This is a genomic window from Paenibacillus pectinilyticus, from assembly GCF_001700435.1.
Taxonomy (GTDB): domain Bacteria; phylum Bacillota; class Bacilli; order Paenibacillales; family NBRC-103111; genus Paenibacillus_E; species Paenibacillus_E pectinilyticus.
In genome coordinates this window covers 223,777-244,057 of the sequence record NZ_LYPC01000014.1, presented here as the reverse complement: position 1 = coordinate 244,057, position 20,281 = coordinate 223,777, and the positions used below count along the sequence as shown (strand labels likewise).

Sequence of the window (20,281 nt, the reverse complement as noted above, 5' to 3'; positions counted from 1 at the left end):
ACATATATTTAAAAATATATGTATGCTAGTCAAAATTATGCTAAAAACCGAAGCCCTGTGTATGGAGAGCTTCGGTTTGAGTACCTACTTATGAACATGATAAATAAAGGGATGGTTTAATCAAGATGTTTTCAATTGCGATAGCTGCAGCGCCCATTAACATGAAGTCCTCATTCTGAGCTTCCAGTTCAATGATAATTTTACTTGAAACATCTGGTAAGGCATATTCATCAATAACTTTTCTAACGGTATCTAACAATAGCTCTCCAGCGCCAGAAAATTCATCCCCCAAAATGATGCGATTTGGGTTAAAACAATTAACAATATTAACGAGACCAAAGGCAAGATACCACGCCGCTTGTTTGACCACTTCTTGAACGGCAGGATTCCCTTCGTTCAAAGCTGACCAAATGGATGGCAAGGAAGAATGTTGCCCACTCAATTCTTTGAGAATCGCCGAAGTTGACCCGTATAGTTCGAGGCAGCCTTTATGGCCACATTCGCACTTCGGCCCATTAAAATTAATGCTCATATGACCGATTTCACCAGCCATACCCAGGGAACCTCTGAATAACGTACCGTCAACGACGATACCAGCCCCTACACCTTCTCCTGCTGCAACATAGATTAAGGTGCCTTGATCTTTATTCCGTTCTCCAAACCACCATTCTGCCAGCCCACCTGCTTTGGCATCATGTTCTACATAGACAGGAATGCCATACATGCTCATTAATTCTTCTTGAATATTAATTTTTTCCCATCCAGGAAAATGACTCATTAAAACAATTCTTCCTTCATTACGAAATAACGGTCCAGGCGTAGCGACCCCAATTGCAATTACCTTGCCAATTGCATTATTTTTTATCGTTTCAGCAACCAATTCTTTCATTTTATTAAACGCTGCTTCCGGGCCATCTCCTCGATTAATGGGCAATTGTTTAAAACCAAAAACATTACCTTCTACATCATATAAACCGACACAGATCATTTTACGAGCTAATCGAATGCCGATTACTTTATAGAGTTCACTATTCAACTTAATGCCGATGGAGCGTCGCCCTTTTTTTCCATCAATTACCCCAGTTTCAACAACAAGTCCCCAACCTATCATTTCATTAATAATATTTGTAATGGTTGATTGATTGAGTCCTGATTCGTGGGCTAATTCAGCTCTAGAGCAAATACCTCTCTTGCGCATAAGTTTTATAATTAGCGAGCGATTCATATCCATAACATCTTCCAAATTCGTTCCTTGTTTAACTTTTGCCGTTGTCAATTCAATCACTCCCATAAATCATATATCATTTTAATTAATTGATTTAATGAAATTATACAATTAAATATAAATATACACAATGAATATTTATATGCCTAATTTAATGATAATGGGATTCGTGGAATGAGAAAAAACACTTCTTTGTCTGGGAATGGACGAGCCATTTACTCCCCTGCAGAAGAAGTGTCTTCCATACAAATAACCATTATTTTCCATTCGAGGTTAGTTAATACCTTTCATGACACCTAAGTTTAATGCGAGTAACTAAAGTAATCGTGCACGACAGCAGTCCCTGCAGAAGATGAATTCTTCGTATTTGTTGCCACTACCTTTATTGTATGAACGCCGGTAGACAGACCCGTTTTACTGTACAATTTCTGCGCGACTCTGGTCGGACTGTACAGATCAATCCCTGCTTGGTCCAATACCCCGTCGATGTATATATTGGCACGACCCAGATCATTGTTGACTAGACCATACCAATCTACGGATGTCCCAGCAAAGGTCAATTCTACACTTCCCGTATTTGTTGCATGACAATCATTGTTATAGTAGATATTGTCATTTTGAAAATGCGTCCAGCTTCCTGTATAGGTTAAACCTGTGCCCACATCGTTATCATTTACCTTGACCGTTTCAATAGGTAAATAACTGAAGTAATCATGCACGATCGCTGTTCCTGCGGATGCAGGATTTTTCGTATTTGTTGCCACTACTTTTATCGTATGGACACCATTTGACAGACCGGTTTTACTGTATAATTTCTGAACAGCTCTTTTCGGACTGTACGTATCAATGCCAGATCGGTCCAGTACCCCGTCAATATATACATTAGCAAGCCCGAGATCATTGTTAACTAAACCATACCAATCTACCGAAGTCCCGGTAAAGGTAAACTCTACATTTCCTGAATTTGTTACATGACAGTCATTGCCGTAGTACACACTGTCATTCTGGAAATACGTCCAGCTTCCTGTATAAGTCAGTCCTGAACCCACCGCGTTATCATTTACCTTGATGGGTAGATTTTGCGTATGTCCAGGCCATATGGAATCCAGCATCCAGGCTGAGAAATCCATTGTCGTTGCATTGGCGTTATCAGAAAAGACCTGAACTCCTGTCTGAGTTTCACTCGGATAGGTTAGGGCCGTTAACACCGTCTTCCCGTTATTGGCAAACACTTCGATACTTGATTTGTCGACAAGGATTTTTAATGAAATCTGATTATTCTGTGAGGTAACGGGTGCACTGTATAACTTATTGAAATTTGATATCGTCGCATCCGTTGTGTTCGTCCTGTCGATATAAAGCCTTGAAGTCTTTGAATCATAGCCAACGACTAGTTTCCTGCCTCCTCCGACCAACAAGTTGAACCCGAATTTATTGGGGTTGGTTGTTGTGAAAGTAGCATTAATCTCATACGTATTTTTGCCTGGAATGAACTCTGGAATTGTATTTGTCCCTGCTGCAAGGCTCCTTCCTGTAATGGTTGCAGGTGTTTGACGCAGGGTTTGCAGTTGCTGAACCGGTTGCTGCACTAATCGTACACCCTCGGGATAGGTAACCAAGCTTAGATCTCTTGCAACGGACCATGTACCTTGTTGGGAATTGAAACCAGCTACGGGGATCGTTGGAACACTTGAACCGCTGTAATCCCAGTTCCCCATCCATCCAAGCCATTTTACTGCGCCGTTTAGGCTGCCATCATAATCTCTGAAGCTTCTTGATGCATAGAAATCAGGTCCGTAATCGACCCACAACGCATGTTCGCGATTTTCTGCATGTAAGACATCCGAGAACATAATCTGATCAACATCAATATGACCCCAGTTTCCTGCATGGCTATCTACAATTTGAATGGTTGCCGTACTTCCCACAAGGTCGCTTACATCCCATCCGTTCCATTTAAAGTTGCCCGTATTATCACCGGTAGCTGATCTGACAACCACTCCATTTTTGATTAAGTTGATACTTGTTTGCCCAGGGTAGTTGCCACCGCTAATCAGAAAATTAATGGCCTTACTGGTGATCGTGAAGGAGTTAGAAGTCAAAGTACCTGTATTCGCATCTCCGGACATATTGGAAGTTGCAACTCCTGCACCGAGGTGCGCCTGCCCTGACCCAAGCAATGGACCACTGCCAAACGCATTGCCGGTTGTACTCCAGGATCCGTAGTTGGCACCTTCAAACCCCATAAATACGGTTCCGTCCAAACCTGTGCCCTGTGTTAAGTAATTTGTCGTCTGAGAATCCGGCGTAAAAGTGGTACCATTAAAATCTCCCATAAAGTACTGCTCTTTATTGGGACCTACACTTATGACAAGAACCCACTTTTTATTCCCCTGGTTTCCATCTACCGGCAGTTGAAAGAAATCCGGACACTCCCAAGCGCCTTCCCGCGCACCCATGGGGCCGAAATCACTTAAATACTGCCAGGATTTCAAGTTTGTAGAGGAGTAAAATGCTACCTTTTTCTCCGCCGACTTCGCAATAGCCATCACCCATCTTGATCTCGGAGCATCCCAGAATACATTGGGGTCACGAAAGTCATTGTTTCCAATATCCAGGACCGGGTTCCCGCTGTAATATTGAAATGAATTATAAGAGCTATCAACACTATACGAGATCGACTGTTTCTGCGGTGACCCAGGAATCGTATACACGGCTACCATCTTATTTGCGCCGAAGCCAGCTGTATTGTTCGCGTCAACCACGGCACCTCCCGTCCAATAGTCTCCATTTGCCGGATCACCTATTAAGGCAAAGGAATCTCCAAAAGTAACTTGATCATAATGAACCAAGTCTGTTGAGGTTGCCTTTCCCCACCAAAACATATGATACTTCCCTTGGTAATACATCGTTCCGTCCACATCCCCCAACCAACCGGAAAGCGGACTGAAATGAAATTGATTACGATATTTTTCGTCCATTGTTGTGCTAGTTGCAAAAGAAGTCTTGGGGGAGATGGTAAACGTAATTGCCACCAGTAAAACCAATACGGACACTAATAGATAGTGATTGTTGATAACACTTCTTCTCATCAATTCATCCTCCCACTATACAATCGTCTACTGAACTAAAACTCGTTTGTAGGCAATACTTTCAGGCGGCCCACGCGTGCAGTTATTTCCAAGTCCATAAACTAGAAGTATGCTGGGGGGGTTGTAGTCTTCATCTAGTCCTGAGTAAAGTTCGAAATAAAGTCTGTGGCAAAGGGTTGCCACATGCGCATACACAATCTCCAGCCTTTCAGTGCCATAAATTGAATTATAGATAAGAAGAGTTTTTGACAACTGTTTAATTCTCATGTTATCCATCTCCTACGAAGAACATAGCTGAATCCTGCGGGATCATGTAACAAAAGGTATATTACACTGCAATGGAAGGAGTGGGTTTATAACTATTTAGCTTAAATAGGGTAAGAAGATATATCTGAGGGATATTAGGTTACATTGCATTAGCTGCAAAAGGAGAAAATTGAGGTATAGATGCAAAAGGTAGAGGGCCTAAGCGCCAACTCTTTTCAGCGCCATCAAAAATAATGAATGCTTGGTTTGTTCCTAAGGTAGGGAGCGGAAATTCTAAACTATCACAATAACACCGATTTACTAACTGTTAGAAGTAGTTTTGTTTCCGCTTACAATAGTGATATCTATGGTTTCCTAAGTGTGAAGAATCACATCCTTAAGATAATTTCCAATATCACGGTCATTTGTTTGACAATCCTTAGCTTAGGATAAACCATTTCCGTTTGTATTTATACTTTAACTCCATTTGTTCATCAAATCAATACATGATTCAAAAAATATGTGTCCTAGTAGATATGCTCGGAAGTCTCCTTATTCTTAATTATGAGTCAATTCTATAAAACAAAGTAAGGCCATATATTAAAACAGAAAAACCCTACGGATTATCGTAGGGTTACATTAATTTGTTTATCTACATCTGAACTAAAAACCTAATTTACCATCCCGAAACCGCACAACCCGCTTCGCCTGCTCCGCAACCTGCCGATCATGGGTAATTACAATAATCGTCCTCCCCTGCTCATTCAATCGCCGGAAAATGTCCATAATCTCAACGCCTGTCTTCGAATCCAATGCTCCTGTTGGCTCATCCGCCAAGATGATCGGCGGATCGCCAGCCAATGTGCGCGCAATCGCGATGCGCTGCTGCTGTCCACCGGAAAGCTCCGACGGAAAGTGCTTCCGGCGATCGAGCAAATCAACCGCTTCCAGCGCCTGGAGTACCAGCGGCTCCCGCTGCTTCCTTGATAATCCTCGATAGATCAACGGTAACTCCACATTCTCATAAGCACTTAGTCTAGGCAGCAGGTTAAAATTCTGAAAAACAAACCCAATCTTCCGATTCCGAATCTCGGCCAATTGTGAATCCTTAAGCGAGTGAATCTGCTTCCCATCGAGCACATACAGACCTTCGTCCGAAACGTCCAAACAGCCGATGATGTTCATCAGCGTGGACTTTCCTGAGCCCGAAGGCCCCATAATAGCGACAAATTCGCCTTGCGCGATATCCATCGAAATGTCATCCAGCGCTCGAATCGTCTCGCCGCCCATGTGATAAAATTTGCTCACGTGCTCAATTTGGATTAAGGCTGTCATTGTCTTCGCCTCCATTATTTGATGCCAAATGAATGAAGATTGCGATTCAATTTCAATGTTTGATAATAATTCAAATGAATTCAATTCTCTTACCGCTTCGCCTTATAAAACTTATGATATAGCTTCATGAGCGCCCGCTTCTCAATCCGCGACACATACGAACGCGAAATCCCCAGCTCCTTCGCGATCTCCCGCTGCGTCCGTTCCTCGCCGCCAAGTTCCAATCCAAACCGACCTACAACAACTTCCTTCTCGCGGTCATCCAAAATCTCTAAATTCTTATATATCTTCGACTTCTCGATCTTTAACTGTACCGCATCCACCACATCGTCCGCCTCGCTGCCGAGAATGTCCATGAGCGTAATCTCGTTCCCCTCTTTATCTGTTCCAATGGGATCATCCAAGGATACGTCTTTCCGTGTTTTCTTCAAGGAGCGCAGATGCATCAAGATCTCGTTCTCAATGCAACGTGCTGCAAAAGTCGCCAGCTTCGTGCCCTTATTCGGCGAGAAAGATTCGATAGCTTTGATCAGGCCAATCGTTCCGATTGAGATCAAATCTTCCAAATCTTCCCTGTGTTATCGAATTTTTTGAGGTTGTGAACACGAAGCAACATAAAAAAAGCGTCTCTGCATGATGTAAGAATACTAAGGGTAAACACCCTTAAATTCCATCATTCAAGTAGACGCTATTTGTGAATTTTTTAATTTAAATCAGTATTTATTACTTTACATTTGAATAGGTAATTCCGCACCATCTCTCAAGAACAACGGGATAACATCCAGCGGCGCTTCACACGCAATCCACTGCCCGCCCTCATGCGTATGACCTGTACTAATTTCTTTCCAATCTGCCCCTTTGGGTAAATAAACCTTTCTAGCTCTCTCACCTTCGTATAAGATGGGAGCTACTAGAAGATCAGGACCAAACATGAACTCCTCCTCCACATTCCATGCTGTTGAATCCTCCGGGAAGTCATAGAACAAAGGACGCATAGGAGGAGTTCCCTTTTCATGTGCTGCTTGCATTAGCTCCGTTAAGTAGGGGCGCAGCAACTCCCGAATTTCCATATATTTCTTAAAAATTTCATAAGCTTCCTCACCGTAACTCCATACTTCATTATCAGCGCCACTTGCGCACAATCCTCCACCGCTTGTTCCCAAAGGTTTAGAATGCGGTTCACGGTCACCATGAAGTCGGAAAACGGGGCAGAATGCACCATACTGGAACCAGCGGACAATACACTCACGGAAAGCAGGATCATCTGGATTCCCTCCATGAAATCCGCCGATATCGGTTGTAAACCAAGGGATCCCAGCTATGCCCATGTTTAATCCCGCTTTAAACTGATTTCGCAATGAAGCGAAGCTGGAATCAATATCTCCTGACCAGACAAGCGCGCCATAGCGCTGACTCCCTGCCCAAGCACAGCGAAGCAGATTAATAATGTTTTCCTGCCCAGCTTCAGTCATCCCATCATAGAAGGTTTTGGCATACATGACAGGATAGATGTTCCCAATTTGCACATTAGGTCCCAAGTGGTAACGGTAGTTATCAAAATCGTATACGGAATATTCTGGTTCAGCCTCGTCCAACCAGAATATTCGGACTCCCTTGTCATAATAATTCGCCTTTGCTTTCTGCCATACGTATTCTCGTGCCTTCGGATTGGTAGCATCGTAAAAGACCGTATCCCCTAGACAATCCAAGGTAGTGCGAATGCCGCGATCGGTTCTTACTAAATAACCTTTCTGCAGCATCTCCGTGTAATTTTCACTTGTTTTGTCAACCGTAGGCCAGATGGAAACCATCAGTTCGATGCCCATCTCCTTCAATTCACGCGTCATACCGACTGGATCTGGCCAATAATCGGGATCAAATCGCCAATCCCCCTGCTTGGGCCAGTGAAAAAAGTCGATAACAATAACAGAGATAGGAAGTCCTCTACGCTTATATTCTCGTGCAACAGTAAGAAGCTCCTCCTGCGTCTGGTATCGCAATTTGCATTGCCAGAACCCCATCCCATATTCTGGCATCATCGGTACAGTACCAGTAGATTTAGCATAAGCTTCTTCAATCTCAGCTGGCGTATCTCCTGCAGTAATCCAAAAGTCGAATTGCTTGGTAGATTTCGAAGTCCATTCAGTTATATTTTTTCCAAAAGTTACTTGTCCGATCGCTGGATTGTTCCAAAGAAAGCCATAGCCCAAATTGGACAACGCAAATGGCACACTAGCTTGTGAATTTCGATGCGCAAGCTCCAATGTACAATTTTTCATATTCAAATATGGCTGTTGATATTGCCCCATACCGAATATTTTCTCATCTGGCATAGATTCAAACCGTAACGTCAACTCATAATCACCACCAAGAATGGGCTTAAATTGACGAGCATCCACATTAAGTGCACTACAGAAGTCATGAATATTATTCCGATTTCTCACATATTCCTGCAACAAGATTTCGCCTTTTTGATTATAAAAAGTGATCTTTCCCCCCGCTGAAATAATAGCACGTATCTTACCGTTTATTATCGTTGCAGTTTGACCATCGATTGACATTTGAACGCTGCAAGCTTCTTGCGGCAGCAGCGCCCAATCTTCACTTTGCATGGATGACATTTGGGTTGCACGTACACGGAAGCTGTTTTCTCCCCAAGCTTCAATCCAAAGTTGTTCAGCATCATATTCACGAATTAGACGATTTCCTTCCATCCGAAAAAAACTATCCATTTTCTATCCCTCCAAAGCTATGATGAATGTGCGGATTTCATAAGGCTGAGTGACAAATGTGACAATACTTTCATACAATGCTACGCCAATTGGTCTTTCCATCAGATCACATTCTTGCCATGAAGTGATGGGCAGATCGCTTGACAGATCCACCTGACTGCGGCTTCCAGAATAATCGTGAACTCTGACAATAATTTTGTCATCGTCTTCTGCTTTCTTGACGGCATCTACGATCACATTCTTGGAGGAAACACGGAACAGGGAAAGCTCCGGTTTACTAGTTTTACCCTTACGGTAACTGAGTGGATTATTCAGTGACCATGCTTCACGAGCCGTGTCACCCTGCAGCCAATCACCGAGATGTGGCAACAAGGAATAAGTAAACACATGAAGACCTTGATCCGCTTCCGTATCTGGATAAATCGCTGATTTGATGAGCGACAGTCGAATCAGATTATCCTTAATGTCATAACCGTATTTGCAATCATTGAGCAAGCTAACGCCATATCCCCTATCGGAAAGATCTGCCCATTGATGACCAACCGTTTCAAAACGCGCATAATCCCAGCTTGTATTCCAATGTGTAGGACGTTTAACGTTTCCGAACTGAATATCATAAGTCGCTTCTGTTGCTCTGATGTCGACAGGGAAAGCGACTTTCAACAATTGCTGCCTCTCATGCCAATCTATCTCGGTCTGGAAATCAATACGTCTGCAATTTGCATATACAACCATATCTTGCCGAATAACCGAATCCATAAATGCCCACTCTAGCCGAACGACTGCTCGCAGGACACCTTTCTCCACTACACACACAGAAACAAGATCCATGACCTCTTTCATTTTCTCCTGATAAAATAAATCGATATCCCATGCCTCATGATTAAGCGGTTTGTCTTCAAACACTTGGAATACGTTGCCTCGTGCTCCGCTAGCAAGCACCTCGCGCTTATGCTCCCGATCATACACACTTATTAGCTGCCCTAGTGCATTCCACTGAATCTCATAGAACGGCGTTATTATCCCATTCGGATATACTTTAAAAGACCCCACATCTTCTGATAATGCATTACTTTCCGGAGTAAAAGTAATTGTGGAATAACCGAGTGACGGTACCTTGTTCATCTCAACGATCCAGCTACTTCCGGTATGTTGAGCATTCAGGCGTCCACCCTTAGAGTCCCTCCATATTCCCTTTTCCATATTGAATGTCTCTTTAATTTCGACAAGGTCGTTACTTGGCCATGTACCGGAATTTAAAACAGTGAAAGTCTTCTCGACTGCTTCCTGCTTATCAGCTGATGAAGAATCGTCTGAATCCATGAGAATGTTCACGGCATCACGCCAAACATTTGTACCGATATGCGCCGCCTCGGTATATTCCACCAAGCTATCTTCATACACTTCACGAATCGAGGACCCTGGAATGATATCATGAAATTGATTACGTAGAATAATTTTCCATCCTTCGTTCAGCTCGGATTGTTTATAGGTGGACCAGCTATCATTAACACTGGCCAAAACTGACAACCATTCAGTTTCACGATATAGCAGCTCAAGCTTTCGATTCATTCGCTTGTTGTATGCTTGACTTGTATAGGTACCCCGGTGGTATTCCAGGTAGAGTTCGCCATCCCATGTATGTACATATTCGGTCGTTTCTGAAACCGTTTTTTGTAGTCGCGCAAAAAATGCGTCTGCCGTACCCATTTTCACAGACGGCAGCCCTGGCATACGATCGAGTCGGCGACGGAGTTCGAGCATTTCTCTATTGACGCCTCCGCCACCATCCCCATAACCATATGAAAGCAGAAGTTCTTGATTAACGGATTTGTTTCTATATGCATCCCATGTGCCTTTGACCGTCTCAGCAACAAGTTTGCCATTATAGGTGTAAAACCATGTATCCGGTTTGGAACCTGGCTCTGGTGTCGTAATAAAGTGCGTTAGTACTTCCGTACCGTCAATACCGCGCCATTGAAACGTATCATACGGCATTCTGTTATATTGATTCCAACTGATCTTTGTCGTCATGAAAGTGGATATTCCTGATTTTTGCAATATTTGCGGAAGCGCCCAACTATACCCAAACACATCAGGTAGCCAAAGATAATTGCATTCGACTCCAAATTCATTGCGCAGGAAACGCGTTCCTATGAGCAGCTGACGAACGAGCGATTCTCCAGACGTTAAATTGCAGTCTGCTTCTAGCCACATGCCACCGGCTGCTTCCCATCTGCCCTCTTTAATTTTTTCACAAATCTTCTCATATATTTCTGGGTAATCTTCTTTCATATAGGCATAGAGTTGCGGTTGTGTTTGCATGAAAATGTATTCGGGATACATCTCCATCAACCGGAGCACCGTAGAGAATGAACGAGCACATTTCTCACGCGTATGCTTAAGCTGCCATAGCCATGCTACGTCGATATGCGTATGGCCGATGCATGTAATGGTCACTGGAGAGTGTTTGTCTATTTTGGCTAACTCGTTAGTTAGCAAGTCTCTTGCCGAACGAATAGACGCGTAGAAGATTTCTGAACCCGGACGGGACCAATCTATTTGTATAAATACTTTGTCAAGTGCTCGAAGCAGCAATGCCCGTTCAGGCTGATTGGCATCCATCACTTTAACCGTATCGAGCATCGCCCAAGTTGTAAAAAACAGATCATCGGTTTCTTCATCAAGCCACACGATTTCTGCCTGTTTAATCTTATGCTCCTGGTCTCTCCTCTTCCCGCCACCTTCCAATCCAGACCATAACCGAAACACCAGATATAAATTCTGACCTATCGTATCATCGGGAAGAAACACTTCCTTATGATTGGCATCAACTCCCTGATAGGGATTGCCATTCAAAAACAACAACGACTCAAAACCGGAGTTATTCCACCCGTCCGTATAACCGAAGTCAAATCTCCCTAGTACTTTACGGCCTTCCCAAGATCTGGGTACTGTTACATTCGCCGACAACCACGCATATAGATCTCTGCCTTTCCATACATCGCCGACTTTAATCGCCGAACCCGCTTGTTCGGCAGGAGGATACATGCCAATTTCCCCCGTCTCATCCAGCATAAAATCAAGCTCCGGAATTGGAATCGTATCTCTGTACCGATATTCGGATAATTCTGCTATTCGTGCTTGCAACTTTGACTCTGTATAAAACATCGTGTTACCTCCAAGTGCTGAAAATAGTCAGGTGGAGACCATTTCCACCTGACTGGTTTCTTATTAGTTTAGAAGCCCGTATTTCCTGTTAAAACAGGAACAATTATTGTACTGTCGTTATTGTAATTCGCAAGAGCATTGCCAGATGCCGTATTATAATTGAATTGTGTTCGTCCAAGGCTATCTCCGTAGCTGGTCTGATCTATTTGTATACCTTGTGTTTCACCATTTGTGATATTGTTCAACTCGATACGTACATTCTGCATTGGATTGACACTTAGCCAGAAATGAATCCCAGCATGATTATGTCCTGTATGGCCTGCTTTGTTAACCGTATTCCGCTGGAACTTCAAGCCATTAATTGCCCGTGCATTTGCGGGTCCAAGACAGCATTCCGTTGTAATAATCATCCCCGCAAAGTAAGTACTGTCAATAATGTTATCTTTCAATACCAAACTATCACCGCCGACATCCGACATTCCTCTTCCCCAATAGCTGGCGATTACTGTGTTGAATTGTGCCGTGTTATTATGTGCAAGTGAATAATCTTCCCGATTTACTTGAGCAATTGCATCATCTCCGATACCTCGGAAATGATTGTTAATCGCCATATTATTGGAACTGCCCGCATCACCCCAGTGAATCCCGTCAAAATAAATATCCCGAACACGGCAATTTTGAATGGTTGAATTGTTCCAATCTGTCCATCCCATGAAAGCGCCAACGTGCTCCACCCAAATGTTCTGTATAATGTTATTACTTCCTGTTCCCGGATTTGTAAGAATAGCAATACTTGAGTTGTCACGCCATGTTACCACACCGCTAAGTCTCAAATCCGAAATCGTTGAATTGTTATTGAGCAAGAAGCCAACTTTACCGCCATACGTCCCATCATTAATTGTGGAATGTAAGTGAGAGTACCAGATCCCGGCCCCAGATACATTTACCCCCGAAGGAATTGTAATCTTAGCACTCTGATTAAATGTGCCTACGGGGAACCAAACACCTTTTCCTTGAGCGTTAGCCGCATTGACCGTGTTGATTATTGCCGTAGTGTCATCCGCAATGCCGTTGCCAACTGCGCCGTAAGTGGATACGGATAAGTAATTGGCAGGCATAGTTAGTGCTGCAGGCGCCATTTCAAGATCGATTGAGTCAATTGCATACCAAGCAGCTGTGTCACCTGAATCTTTCTGTATTTTGATGGTATCGCCTGCATTAATGGTGACGACAACATCTTTCTCATCGTATCTCCTTACCCCATAGGCAGCCGGGTAATCGGAGTTAGCTTGGGAATCGTAATTAAATTGCGAAGATAAATTAATTGACTGCACCCGACTTCCATTCACATAAAGACCGATTGTTCCATTACTGCTCTGCGGTATACTGTATCTAAGCAACAATCTATTCGCGGACATTGGGCTCGTTAACTGCACATACTCCCCAGTTGTATTCAAGTTGACATAACTCTTGTTGGAGGAGACGACTTTCACTGCAGCATCCTCATTCAAAGCAGCCCCGCCGCCAAGTGTGCCGTTCTCCGCCTCAATGGTTTTAAACGGCATTGTTACACCACGTGTTTCGTTATTTGTAAACCTGAACCAATTCAGATTCGCTATGCCTGAACCCGATATACCCTTTACATAAATATTATGGGTCCCGCTTGCTCCAGTTAAGGCCCAAACCTGTGTCTCGTAATTGCTCAAGCTGTCCGTATTAGCAACGATAAATGAATTGATCAACGTGCCTGTCAGACTGTCTAGCCTCACCTCAAATTTACCGCCAGTGGCAAGCGAAGATAATCTTGCCTCTAATGTTTTATAGCCTCCGCCTAAATTAACATTGTTATAAACCAGATAATCATTAGCATCAAAGCTGCTTACATCCTGCCCCCCACCCGTATCCGTTGAAGTACTTAACGTTACACCGGACATTGAACTATAGCTCTCCGCTTGAATAGTCACTGGAGCACCAGGTGTTGGTGTTGGTGTTGGTGTTGGTGTTGGTGTCGGTGTTGGTGTTGGTGTTGGTGTTGGTGTCGGTGTTGGTGTCGGCATTGAGGTATACGTAATGGTAGGATCCCAGTACGTTTGATCAAAGTTCATATTCCCATTTTTACCTACAATAAAATAAATGGCATCCCCAGCAACTACACTAATGCCAGTGACCCCAGTCGGAGTTACGACGGTCGGTGAAGTGATTGTGGCACTCCATAATTGCGTTCCATTTTTTTTAATGGTCGTGACAACGCCATCCGCATTCGTATCACCTTTGCTGACGCCTCCCGTTATGTTGATAGTGCCGCTTGTTGCCGCTACCCATTTCCTAACGGAATCATACGTCGTTTCTGGGTGTTGTGTGCCATAACTAATCCACGGATAGCCTGAGGATTCTTTCCAAGTAGCGGAAGGAGCATCGTACATCGCCAGATTACTGTATGTGCCTGCGGACAATTTTTGGTAATACCATTGATTTTGCCCCTGAGTTGAACTAAAGTCTGTTGATGCTTTGAATACAGTACCAGGTGCCGGTGGTGGAGGCGGCGTTCCAGGTGATGTTAAGGTTATCGTAGGATCCCAATTCGTTTCATCAAACGTCATATCAATATTTCGACTAACAATAAAATAAAGCGCATCTCCAGCATTCATTGAAATTCCAGACACGCCTGTTGGATTTACAGGAGTCGTCGTCGTAATTAATCCTGACCATAATTGACTATTGTTTAGATAAATTCTAGCTACAGTCCCATCGCCATTAGTGCTACCTTTGCTAACACCGCCAGTGATATCAACTTGACCAGCAGAAGGCGCAACCCATTTCCTAACCACATCGTAATTGGCATCTGGATGTTGGGCGCCTGCACGGATAAATGGATAACCAGAAGATTCCTTCCAGATGGCTGCTGAACTATCGTAGGTTGCAAGATTTGTGTATACACCATTGGATAGCTTCTGGTAGTACCACTGATTTTGCCCTTGTGTTGAGCTAAATCCTACAGAAGCCGTATACGTTGTTACCGAAGCCGAAACCTTAGAACCTCCACCCATTACCGAATAGAAAAAACTCGAGATCAAGGTGAAAATAAGAAATAATAAATACCTTTTTTGTACTTTTAACATTTACATTCCTCCTCATTCCCTTAAATAATTGCGTTTACATTTAAACTTTCATAATTCACTTCATAACTCAGTTCTTACATCCCTCCTATTCAGCACTTTTATCATGCAACTCTTAATTGAGTTGCATGATAAAAGATTACTAATCTTAATCCATTAGCTAAGCAAATAGACCCGATATAAGATTACGGCTATTTCAGCTCTAGTCATTTTCGCCGTTGGATTTAGCAGTTGTCCATCACCAGTAATAATTCCTAATCTCACTAGTTTTCTCATACTTTCTACTGCGTACGATGCAAATCTGTCTTTATCCGCATAATCATTCATATTACTGTTAGTCTGACTTGTCATCATAAGGCGGCTAGCCACAATCGCACGATCCAGCATAACTATGAAATCCTGTCTACTAATCGTTTCTTGAGGTTTAAACAAGTCGTTCCCCATGCCTTGAATGATGCCAAGTTCCTTTGCAATCGCAACAGCTTCAGTATAATAATCTGTCTTTCCTACATCTGTGAATGGTTGCTCACGCCCAACATCCGCAGTTAAACTTAGTGATTTCACGAGAAGCAACAGCGCATCTGCTCTTGTAATCGACATTTCTGGGTGGTAGATTCCTTCTGATGTTCCGTTAATGATCCCTTTAGAGGCCATGACATTAATTGCTTCTTGCGCCCATGGAAAGGTATCCAAATCAAGGAATGATTTCTTAACGAAGGCAACTGCATATTGACTGAAATGTGTGGTTGAGAATGTAATCATGCCTGTTGTGGCATCGAATTTACCACTAGGAACAGCTTGAATGGTACCATTGCCATCCATATACCAGACAGTCAAGTTATTTGCGCTGTTCAACTCGTCCTTTGTAGGAATATACGGAATAGATATGTTAACTGGGGCCGCTGGATTATTCCATGGCACTGTTTGACCGTCTACCTTCAAACTGAGGTCGATAACTGGTTTATTTCCTATAAGAGCCTGAGTAGCTTGCGTTAACTTAGACTTGTCTACAGCTGTGATGGTTAAAACAATCTGATCTGAGCCAACATGAGATGAACTTAGCATATTGGTTGGAACCATAATGGTACCCATATTGGTTACAAACGCCATCTTCGCCATCATTTTGTCTTTATTCAGAGAACTGACAGGAAGCTGTACAGAATAAGATTTCTGCCCTTCTACTCCTGGAATCTTAAAGGAAATTATTTTTGTTTTTCCATTATCTTCCTTTACAGTTTCCAACGCTGTTTGCAACGTTTTCTCATCGAAAATTGTTAGTTCTGTTGTTGCTTTCACAAAAAGCGGTTCATTAATGTCAGGTATTGTTGTCTTCAAAATATTTCCTGTCATACTTGGTACTACGCGTGAATTGGCGTTATTGAAATTTGTCTCCAAATTATTAGTAATTGTATTATAATTAAACTGGGTTCTTCCTTCTTCGTCGCCAAAAGAAGTATCATCAATATGAACACCTTCAGTCTCTCCATATTGGATTGTGTTCAATTCAATCCTAACATCCTTCATTGGACTTACATATAACCAGAAATGAAGACCAGCATGATTATGACCTTCATGACCTGCACGAAGGATAGAGTTTCGCTGAAATTTTAATCCTTCAATTGCAAAGGAATCAGCTCCCGGCGCAACGGGCTCAGTTGTAATGATCATCCCCGCAACAATCGTACTATCAAGTACGTTATCCCGCATTGTTAAACTATTGCCGCCAACATCCGCCATTCCTCTGCCCCAATAATTTGCAGATATGCTATTAAATTGAGCCAAGTTATGCATGGATTTGGTATCGAAACTATTTAAATTTACCTGTGCAACACCGTCATCTCCTAAACCACGCATGGAATTATTTTGAGCGATATTGAAGGTGTTCCCCATATCTCCCCAATGAACGCCGTCAAAGTAGAGATCCCTTAAGCGCACATTTTGAACGACAGAATGATGAAGCTCTGTCCAACCCACGAAAGCCCCTATATGCTCTACCCACAAATTCTGCATATAATTGTATTGACCATGCCCCGGAACCGTCGTAATCGCCATTGCAGATTCACAGTCTCGGCAAGTTTCAATCCCGCTAATTCTCATATCCGAAATAACGGAATTATTATTTAAAGTAAACCCAACTTTCCCTTTCCAAACTGCTGCAGCTCCAAATGAAACTGTAGAATGAAGGTGAGTATACCAAATCCCCGCACCTTTAACATCCACTTCCGATGGGACTAGAATTCTATCAGACTGATTATAAGTGCCTTCAGGAATCCATACGTGCTTGTGGGCAACAGCAGCCGCGTTTACAGCACTTTGAATAGCTGCTGTATCATCAGCAATACCATCTCCAATCGCATAGAAGGGAGCATCTTTCACGGATAAGAAGTTCGCTGGCATCTCGAGTGGCGCAGGAGCCGTTTCAAGATCAATCAAGTCAATGGCATACCAAGCCAATAGATTATCTGAATCTTTCTGTAGCTTAATTGTATCCCCTGCTTGAATCTCAACCTTGATGTCCTTCTCATCATATCGTCTACCATAATTTGCATTCATCGAATCATAGTTATATGTGGAATTCAAATTTATAGCTTGTTTTTTGATCCCATTAATATAAAGGTTTAAGGTACCGCTTTCATTTTGAGGAATACTGTATCTGAGTAAAAACGTATTGGAGTCCCTTACATTTCTCCATTGCACATACTCACCAATCGCATTTAAGTGAACATAGCTTTTCCCAGAAGATACATTCTTGATAGAAAGATCTTCATTTAACGTGGCACCACCGCCAAGATCAGCACTCTCCGCTTCATAAGTCTTAAAAGGCATTGTTGCGCCTCGCGTTTCATTGTTGGTAAACTTCATCCAATGGATCCTAGCAATATCTGTGCCAGAGACAGCCTTCACATAAATATCGTGAACACCAACAGCATTGGCATTTACCGGCCAAACTTGCGTTTCATATTGATCCCAGCCATCTGTATTAGCTACGATGAATGTACTGATGATAGGCCCATCTAATGTGTCCATGTGAACCTCGAATTTACCGCCAGTGGACATAGTGGAAAGTCTAGTTTCCAGTGTTTTAAAGCCTCCGCTTAGATTAATTTGATGATATTGCACGTAATCGCCTACTCGAGTAAGACTGACATCGTCTCCCCCATCTGCATCCCTAGAGGCAATCCGAACCGCCCCTGAGATTGAAGAATAGCTTTCTGCATCTAAGTTTAATTCCGTTTCCATAATGATCTCAGGTGCCCAATTCGTTTCATCATGACTTCGATCCCCATTGGCACCGATAACGAAATAAATGACATCACCGGCATCCACATGAATATTCGATCTCACACTTGGTATAACATCTTCTGAAGTTACTTCCGAGCTCCAAAGCTTCATAGTATTCTTATATATTTGTGCCTCGACACCATTTCCACTTGTATCTAGCTTGTGAATTACTCCCGAAATCTGAATATTCCCCGACCGTGGAGCAACCCATTTCTTTACAGCATCGATCGTGTTATCTGGTTGAAATGATGTGGCGTTCACAAATGGGAACCCTGCTGGCTCCGTCCATTTTGGTGAATCTGATTCAATGTACTGTGATAAAAGCGAATACGTTGTACCGGCTTTCTTCATACTGAACCAACCATCTGTTCCCTGGACAGAAGTGAAAGATCCACTTGCAGAATGCTCCGTAGTTGCAGGTAAGGAAGTCGGGGCCGGTCTTGGTATTACCTCAACTGGAGGTACCTGGACCTCGTTCGAAATCTGATATTTGTCATCTAAATAGTGCTGAATTGTTCCTCGATCAGCATCGGAAAGTACGTGTCGATATACAGCGATCTCCGAGATATCCGCATTCAGCGTATTGTACCAATAGCTTCTTCCAATTGCGTAAGCTGCATACATCTTTAATGATTTGTTGGCTTCTGATGTGTTATCTCCCACCAGTTCACCATTGATGTAAGATTTGACTGTTCCCAAAGTCGAGTCAATTGTCACAATTAAGGTGGCATAACTCGTCGAGGCTTGCGATATCCTCGCATTGCCTTGCTCTCCGCTTACAAGCAACCCTCCTTGACCCCAGTCCTGCGTTAATCCAAAAGCTCCATTGTTCATGGATTGATCATGCCAATAGTCTGTTCCAAAGAAGCCTTGACCATGACCTGGAGTCAATTCATTTTGTTTCACGACGGCAACGATGGAACTGCTCCCCGTATAAGGGGTATCTAACGTTTTCATCAAATAAGGGGTGTTTCCAAAACCTGCCTCGAACTTAATCGCTGGTTTGTTGTTTGCGGTGTATTCCGCATCTGTAACTACCATAGGTTGAAGAGCTGGGTCATCCTGTGTCACATGATTACCGTTCCCCGATTGATCTTCCCATGCAGACACTTTATGTGTTTCTGCATTAGCAATAACTCCAGCATCTGCCCTTAACCATAAATTTAACCCATCAGTTGGAATTGTTATTTGCGGTGGTGGTGTGACCCCATAAATGGCATATTTATTGTTCAAATAATGTTCAATTAACGCTCGGTCAGAATCTGAAAGTACATTTCGGTAAACTGCAATTTCAGTAAGGTCTGCATTCACGCTGTTATACCAATAGCTTCTTCCGAGTAGGTAACTAATGTAGGTGTTTAATTCTTTATATTTGACATCCGTTGCATTGCTTACTAATTGTCCATTTACATAGGATTTTACCGTTCCCGCAGCGGTATCTACCGTAACACTAATAATTGCATATTCGGTTGAAGCATTTGATACTCTTGCATTCTTGCCTTCACCACCAAGGAACAGTCCTCCTTGATCCCAGTCTTGGATTAGCGCAAATGATCCATTGTTCATATCTTGACCATGGAAAGCATCCGTCGCAAAGAACCCTTTTCCTCCTCCAGGAGTCAACTCGTTCTGTTTGACAACAGCGACAATTGAGCTATCGCCTGTATAAGGGGAATCTAGTGTTTTCCTAAGGAATGGCGTGTTCCCCACACCCGCTTCGAACTTAATGGCTGGCTTGTTATTCGTGGTATATACGGCATCTGTAACAACCACAGGCTGTAACGCTGGATCATCCTGCGTGACATCGTTACCATTGCCTGATTGGTCGGCCCAAGCAGAAACCTTGTGAGTTACTGCGTCAGCCGTTACACCTTCGTCGGCTTTTAACCATAAATTCAATCCCTGCGAAGGAATTGGGAGTGCTGAAACTGCATTGGCATTAACGATCATTTTCGGATATAAAGACATTATTATCATGGCAATTATGAGTACACTGAGCATTCTTCGAATGCTGCCATCACTCAGCCGTTTCAAATAGGCATATAACTTCATTGTCATTTTCCTCTCAATATTGGAATTGAG

General features: G+C 42.9%; 8 protein-coding genes and 1 pseudogene. All 9 read right to left on the bottom strand.

Going from position 1 to position 20,281, the window contains the following annotated elements; translation table 11 throughout:
- Positions 1 to 88 precede the first annotated feature (88 nt).
- A complete protein-coding gene (locus A8709_RS08665) occupies positions 89 to 1,285 on the bottom strand; it encodes an ROK family transcriptional regulator (protein ID WP_425262318.1) in 1,197 nt (398 codons plus the stop codon).
- Positions 1,286 to 1,527: 242 nt separating this feature from the next.
- Positions 1,528 to 4,317 carry a glycoside hydrolase family 32 protein gene (locus tag A8709_RS08660; RefSeq protein WP_065851967.1) on the bottom strand — a complete coding sequence of 930 codons (2,790 nt, stop codon included), beginning with the start codon at positions 4,315 to 4,317 and terminating at the stop codon, positions 1,528 to 1,530.
- 27 nt (positions 4,318 to 4,344) lie between these two features.
- On the bottom strand, positions 4,345 to 4,584 hold the full coding sequence (locus A8709_RS08655) for a hypothetical protein (protein WP_065851966.1): 240 nt from the start codon (positions 4,582 to 4,584) through the stop codon (positions 4,345 to 4,347).
- Between the two features lie 642 nt (positions 4,585 to 5,226).
- Positions 5,227 to 5,898 (bottom strand): ABC transporter ATP-binding protein, encoded by a 672-nt coding sequence (locus A8709_RS08650; RefSeq protein WP_065851965.1) that lies wholly within the window; start codon positions 5,896 to 5,898, stop codon positions 5,227 to 5,229.
- A gap of 89 nt (positions 5,899 to 5,987) precedes the next feature.
- Positions 5,988 to 6,508: pseudogene (gene sigK, locus A8709_RS08645) on the bottom strand (RNA polymerase sporulation sigma factor SigK); the annotation flags it as partial.
- Between the two features lie 118 nt (positions 6,509 to 6,626).
- The gene (locus A8709_RS08640) at positions 6,627 to 8,630 is read right to left on the bottom strand and encodes a glycoside hydrolase family 31 protein (RefSeq protein ID WP_065851964.1); all 2,004 of its coding nucleotides are present in this window, start codon (positions 8,628 to 8,630) and stop codon (positions 6,627 to 6,629) included.
- A 3-nt stretch (positions 8,631 to 8,633) separates the two neighbouring features.
- Positions 8,634 to 11,801: an alpha-mannosidase gene (locus tag A8709_RS08635; protein WP_065851963.1), complete on the bottom strand. Its 3,168-nt coding sequence runs from the start codon at positions 11,799 to 11,801 to the stop codon at positions 8,634 to 8,636.
- A gap of 68 nt (positions 11,802 to 11,869) precedes the next feature.
- Positions 11,870 to 14,920: a carbohydrate-binding protein gene (locus A8709_RS35425; RefSeq protein WP_065851962.1), complete on the bottom strand. Its 3,051-nt coding sequence runs from the start codon at positions 14,918 to 14,920 to the stop codon at positions 11,870 to 11,872.
- 153 nt (positions 14,921 to 15,073) lie between these two features.
- Positions 15,074 to 20,257: an S-layer homology domain-containing protein gene (locus A8709_RS08625; protein ID WP_084224763.1), complete on the bottom strand. Its 5,184-nt coding sequence runs from the start codon at positions 20,255 to 20,257 to the stop codon at positions 15,074 to 15,076.
- Positions 20,258 to 20,281: the final 24 nt, after the last annotated feature.

Coding starts and splice junctions, on each gene's coding strand:
- A8709_RS08660 (WP_065851967.1), bottom strand. CDS start 4,317: ATGAGAAGAAGTGTTATCAACAATCACTATCTATTAGTGTCCGTATTG.
- A8709_RS08655 (WP_065851966.1), bottom strand. CDS start 4,584: ATGAGAATTAAACAGTTGTCAAAAACTCTTCTTATCTATAATTCAATT.
- A8709_RS08650 (WP_065851965.1), bottom strand. CDS start 5,898: ATGACAGCCTTAATCCAAATTGAGCACGTGAGCAAATTTTATCACATG.
- A8709_RS08640 (WP_065851964.1), bottom strand. CDS start 8,630: ATGGATAGTTTTTTTCGGATGGAAGGAAATCGTCTAATTCGTGAATAT.
- A8709_RS08635 (WP_065851963.1), bottom strand. CDS start 11,801: ATGTTTTATACAGAGTCAAAGTTGCAAGCACGAATAGCAGAATTATCC.
- A8709_RS35425 (WP_065851962.1), bottom strand. CDS start 14,920: ATGTTAAAAGTACAAAAAAGGTATTTATTATTTCTTATTTTCACCTTG.
- A8709_RS08625 (WP_084224763.1), bottom strand. CDS start 20,257: ATGACAATGAAGTTATATGCCTATTTGAAACGGCTGAGTGATGGCAGC.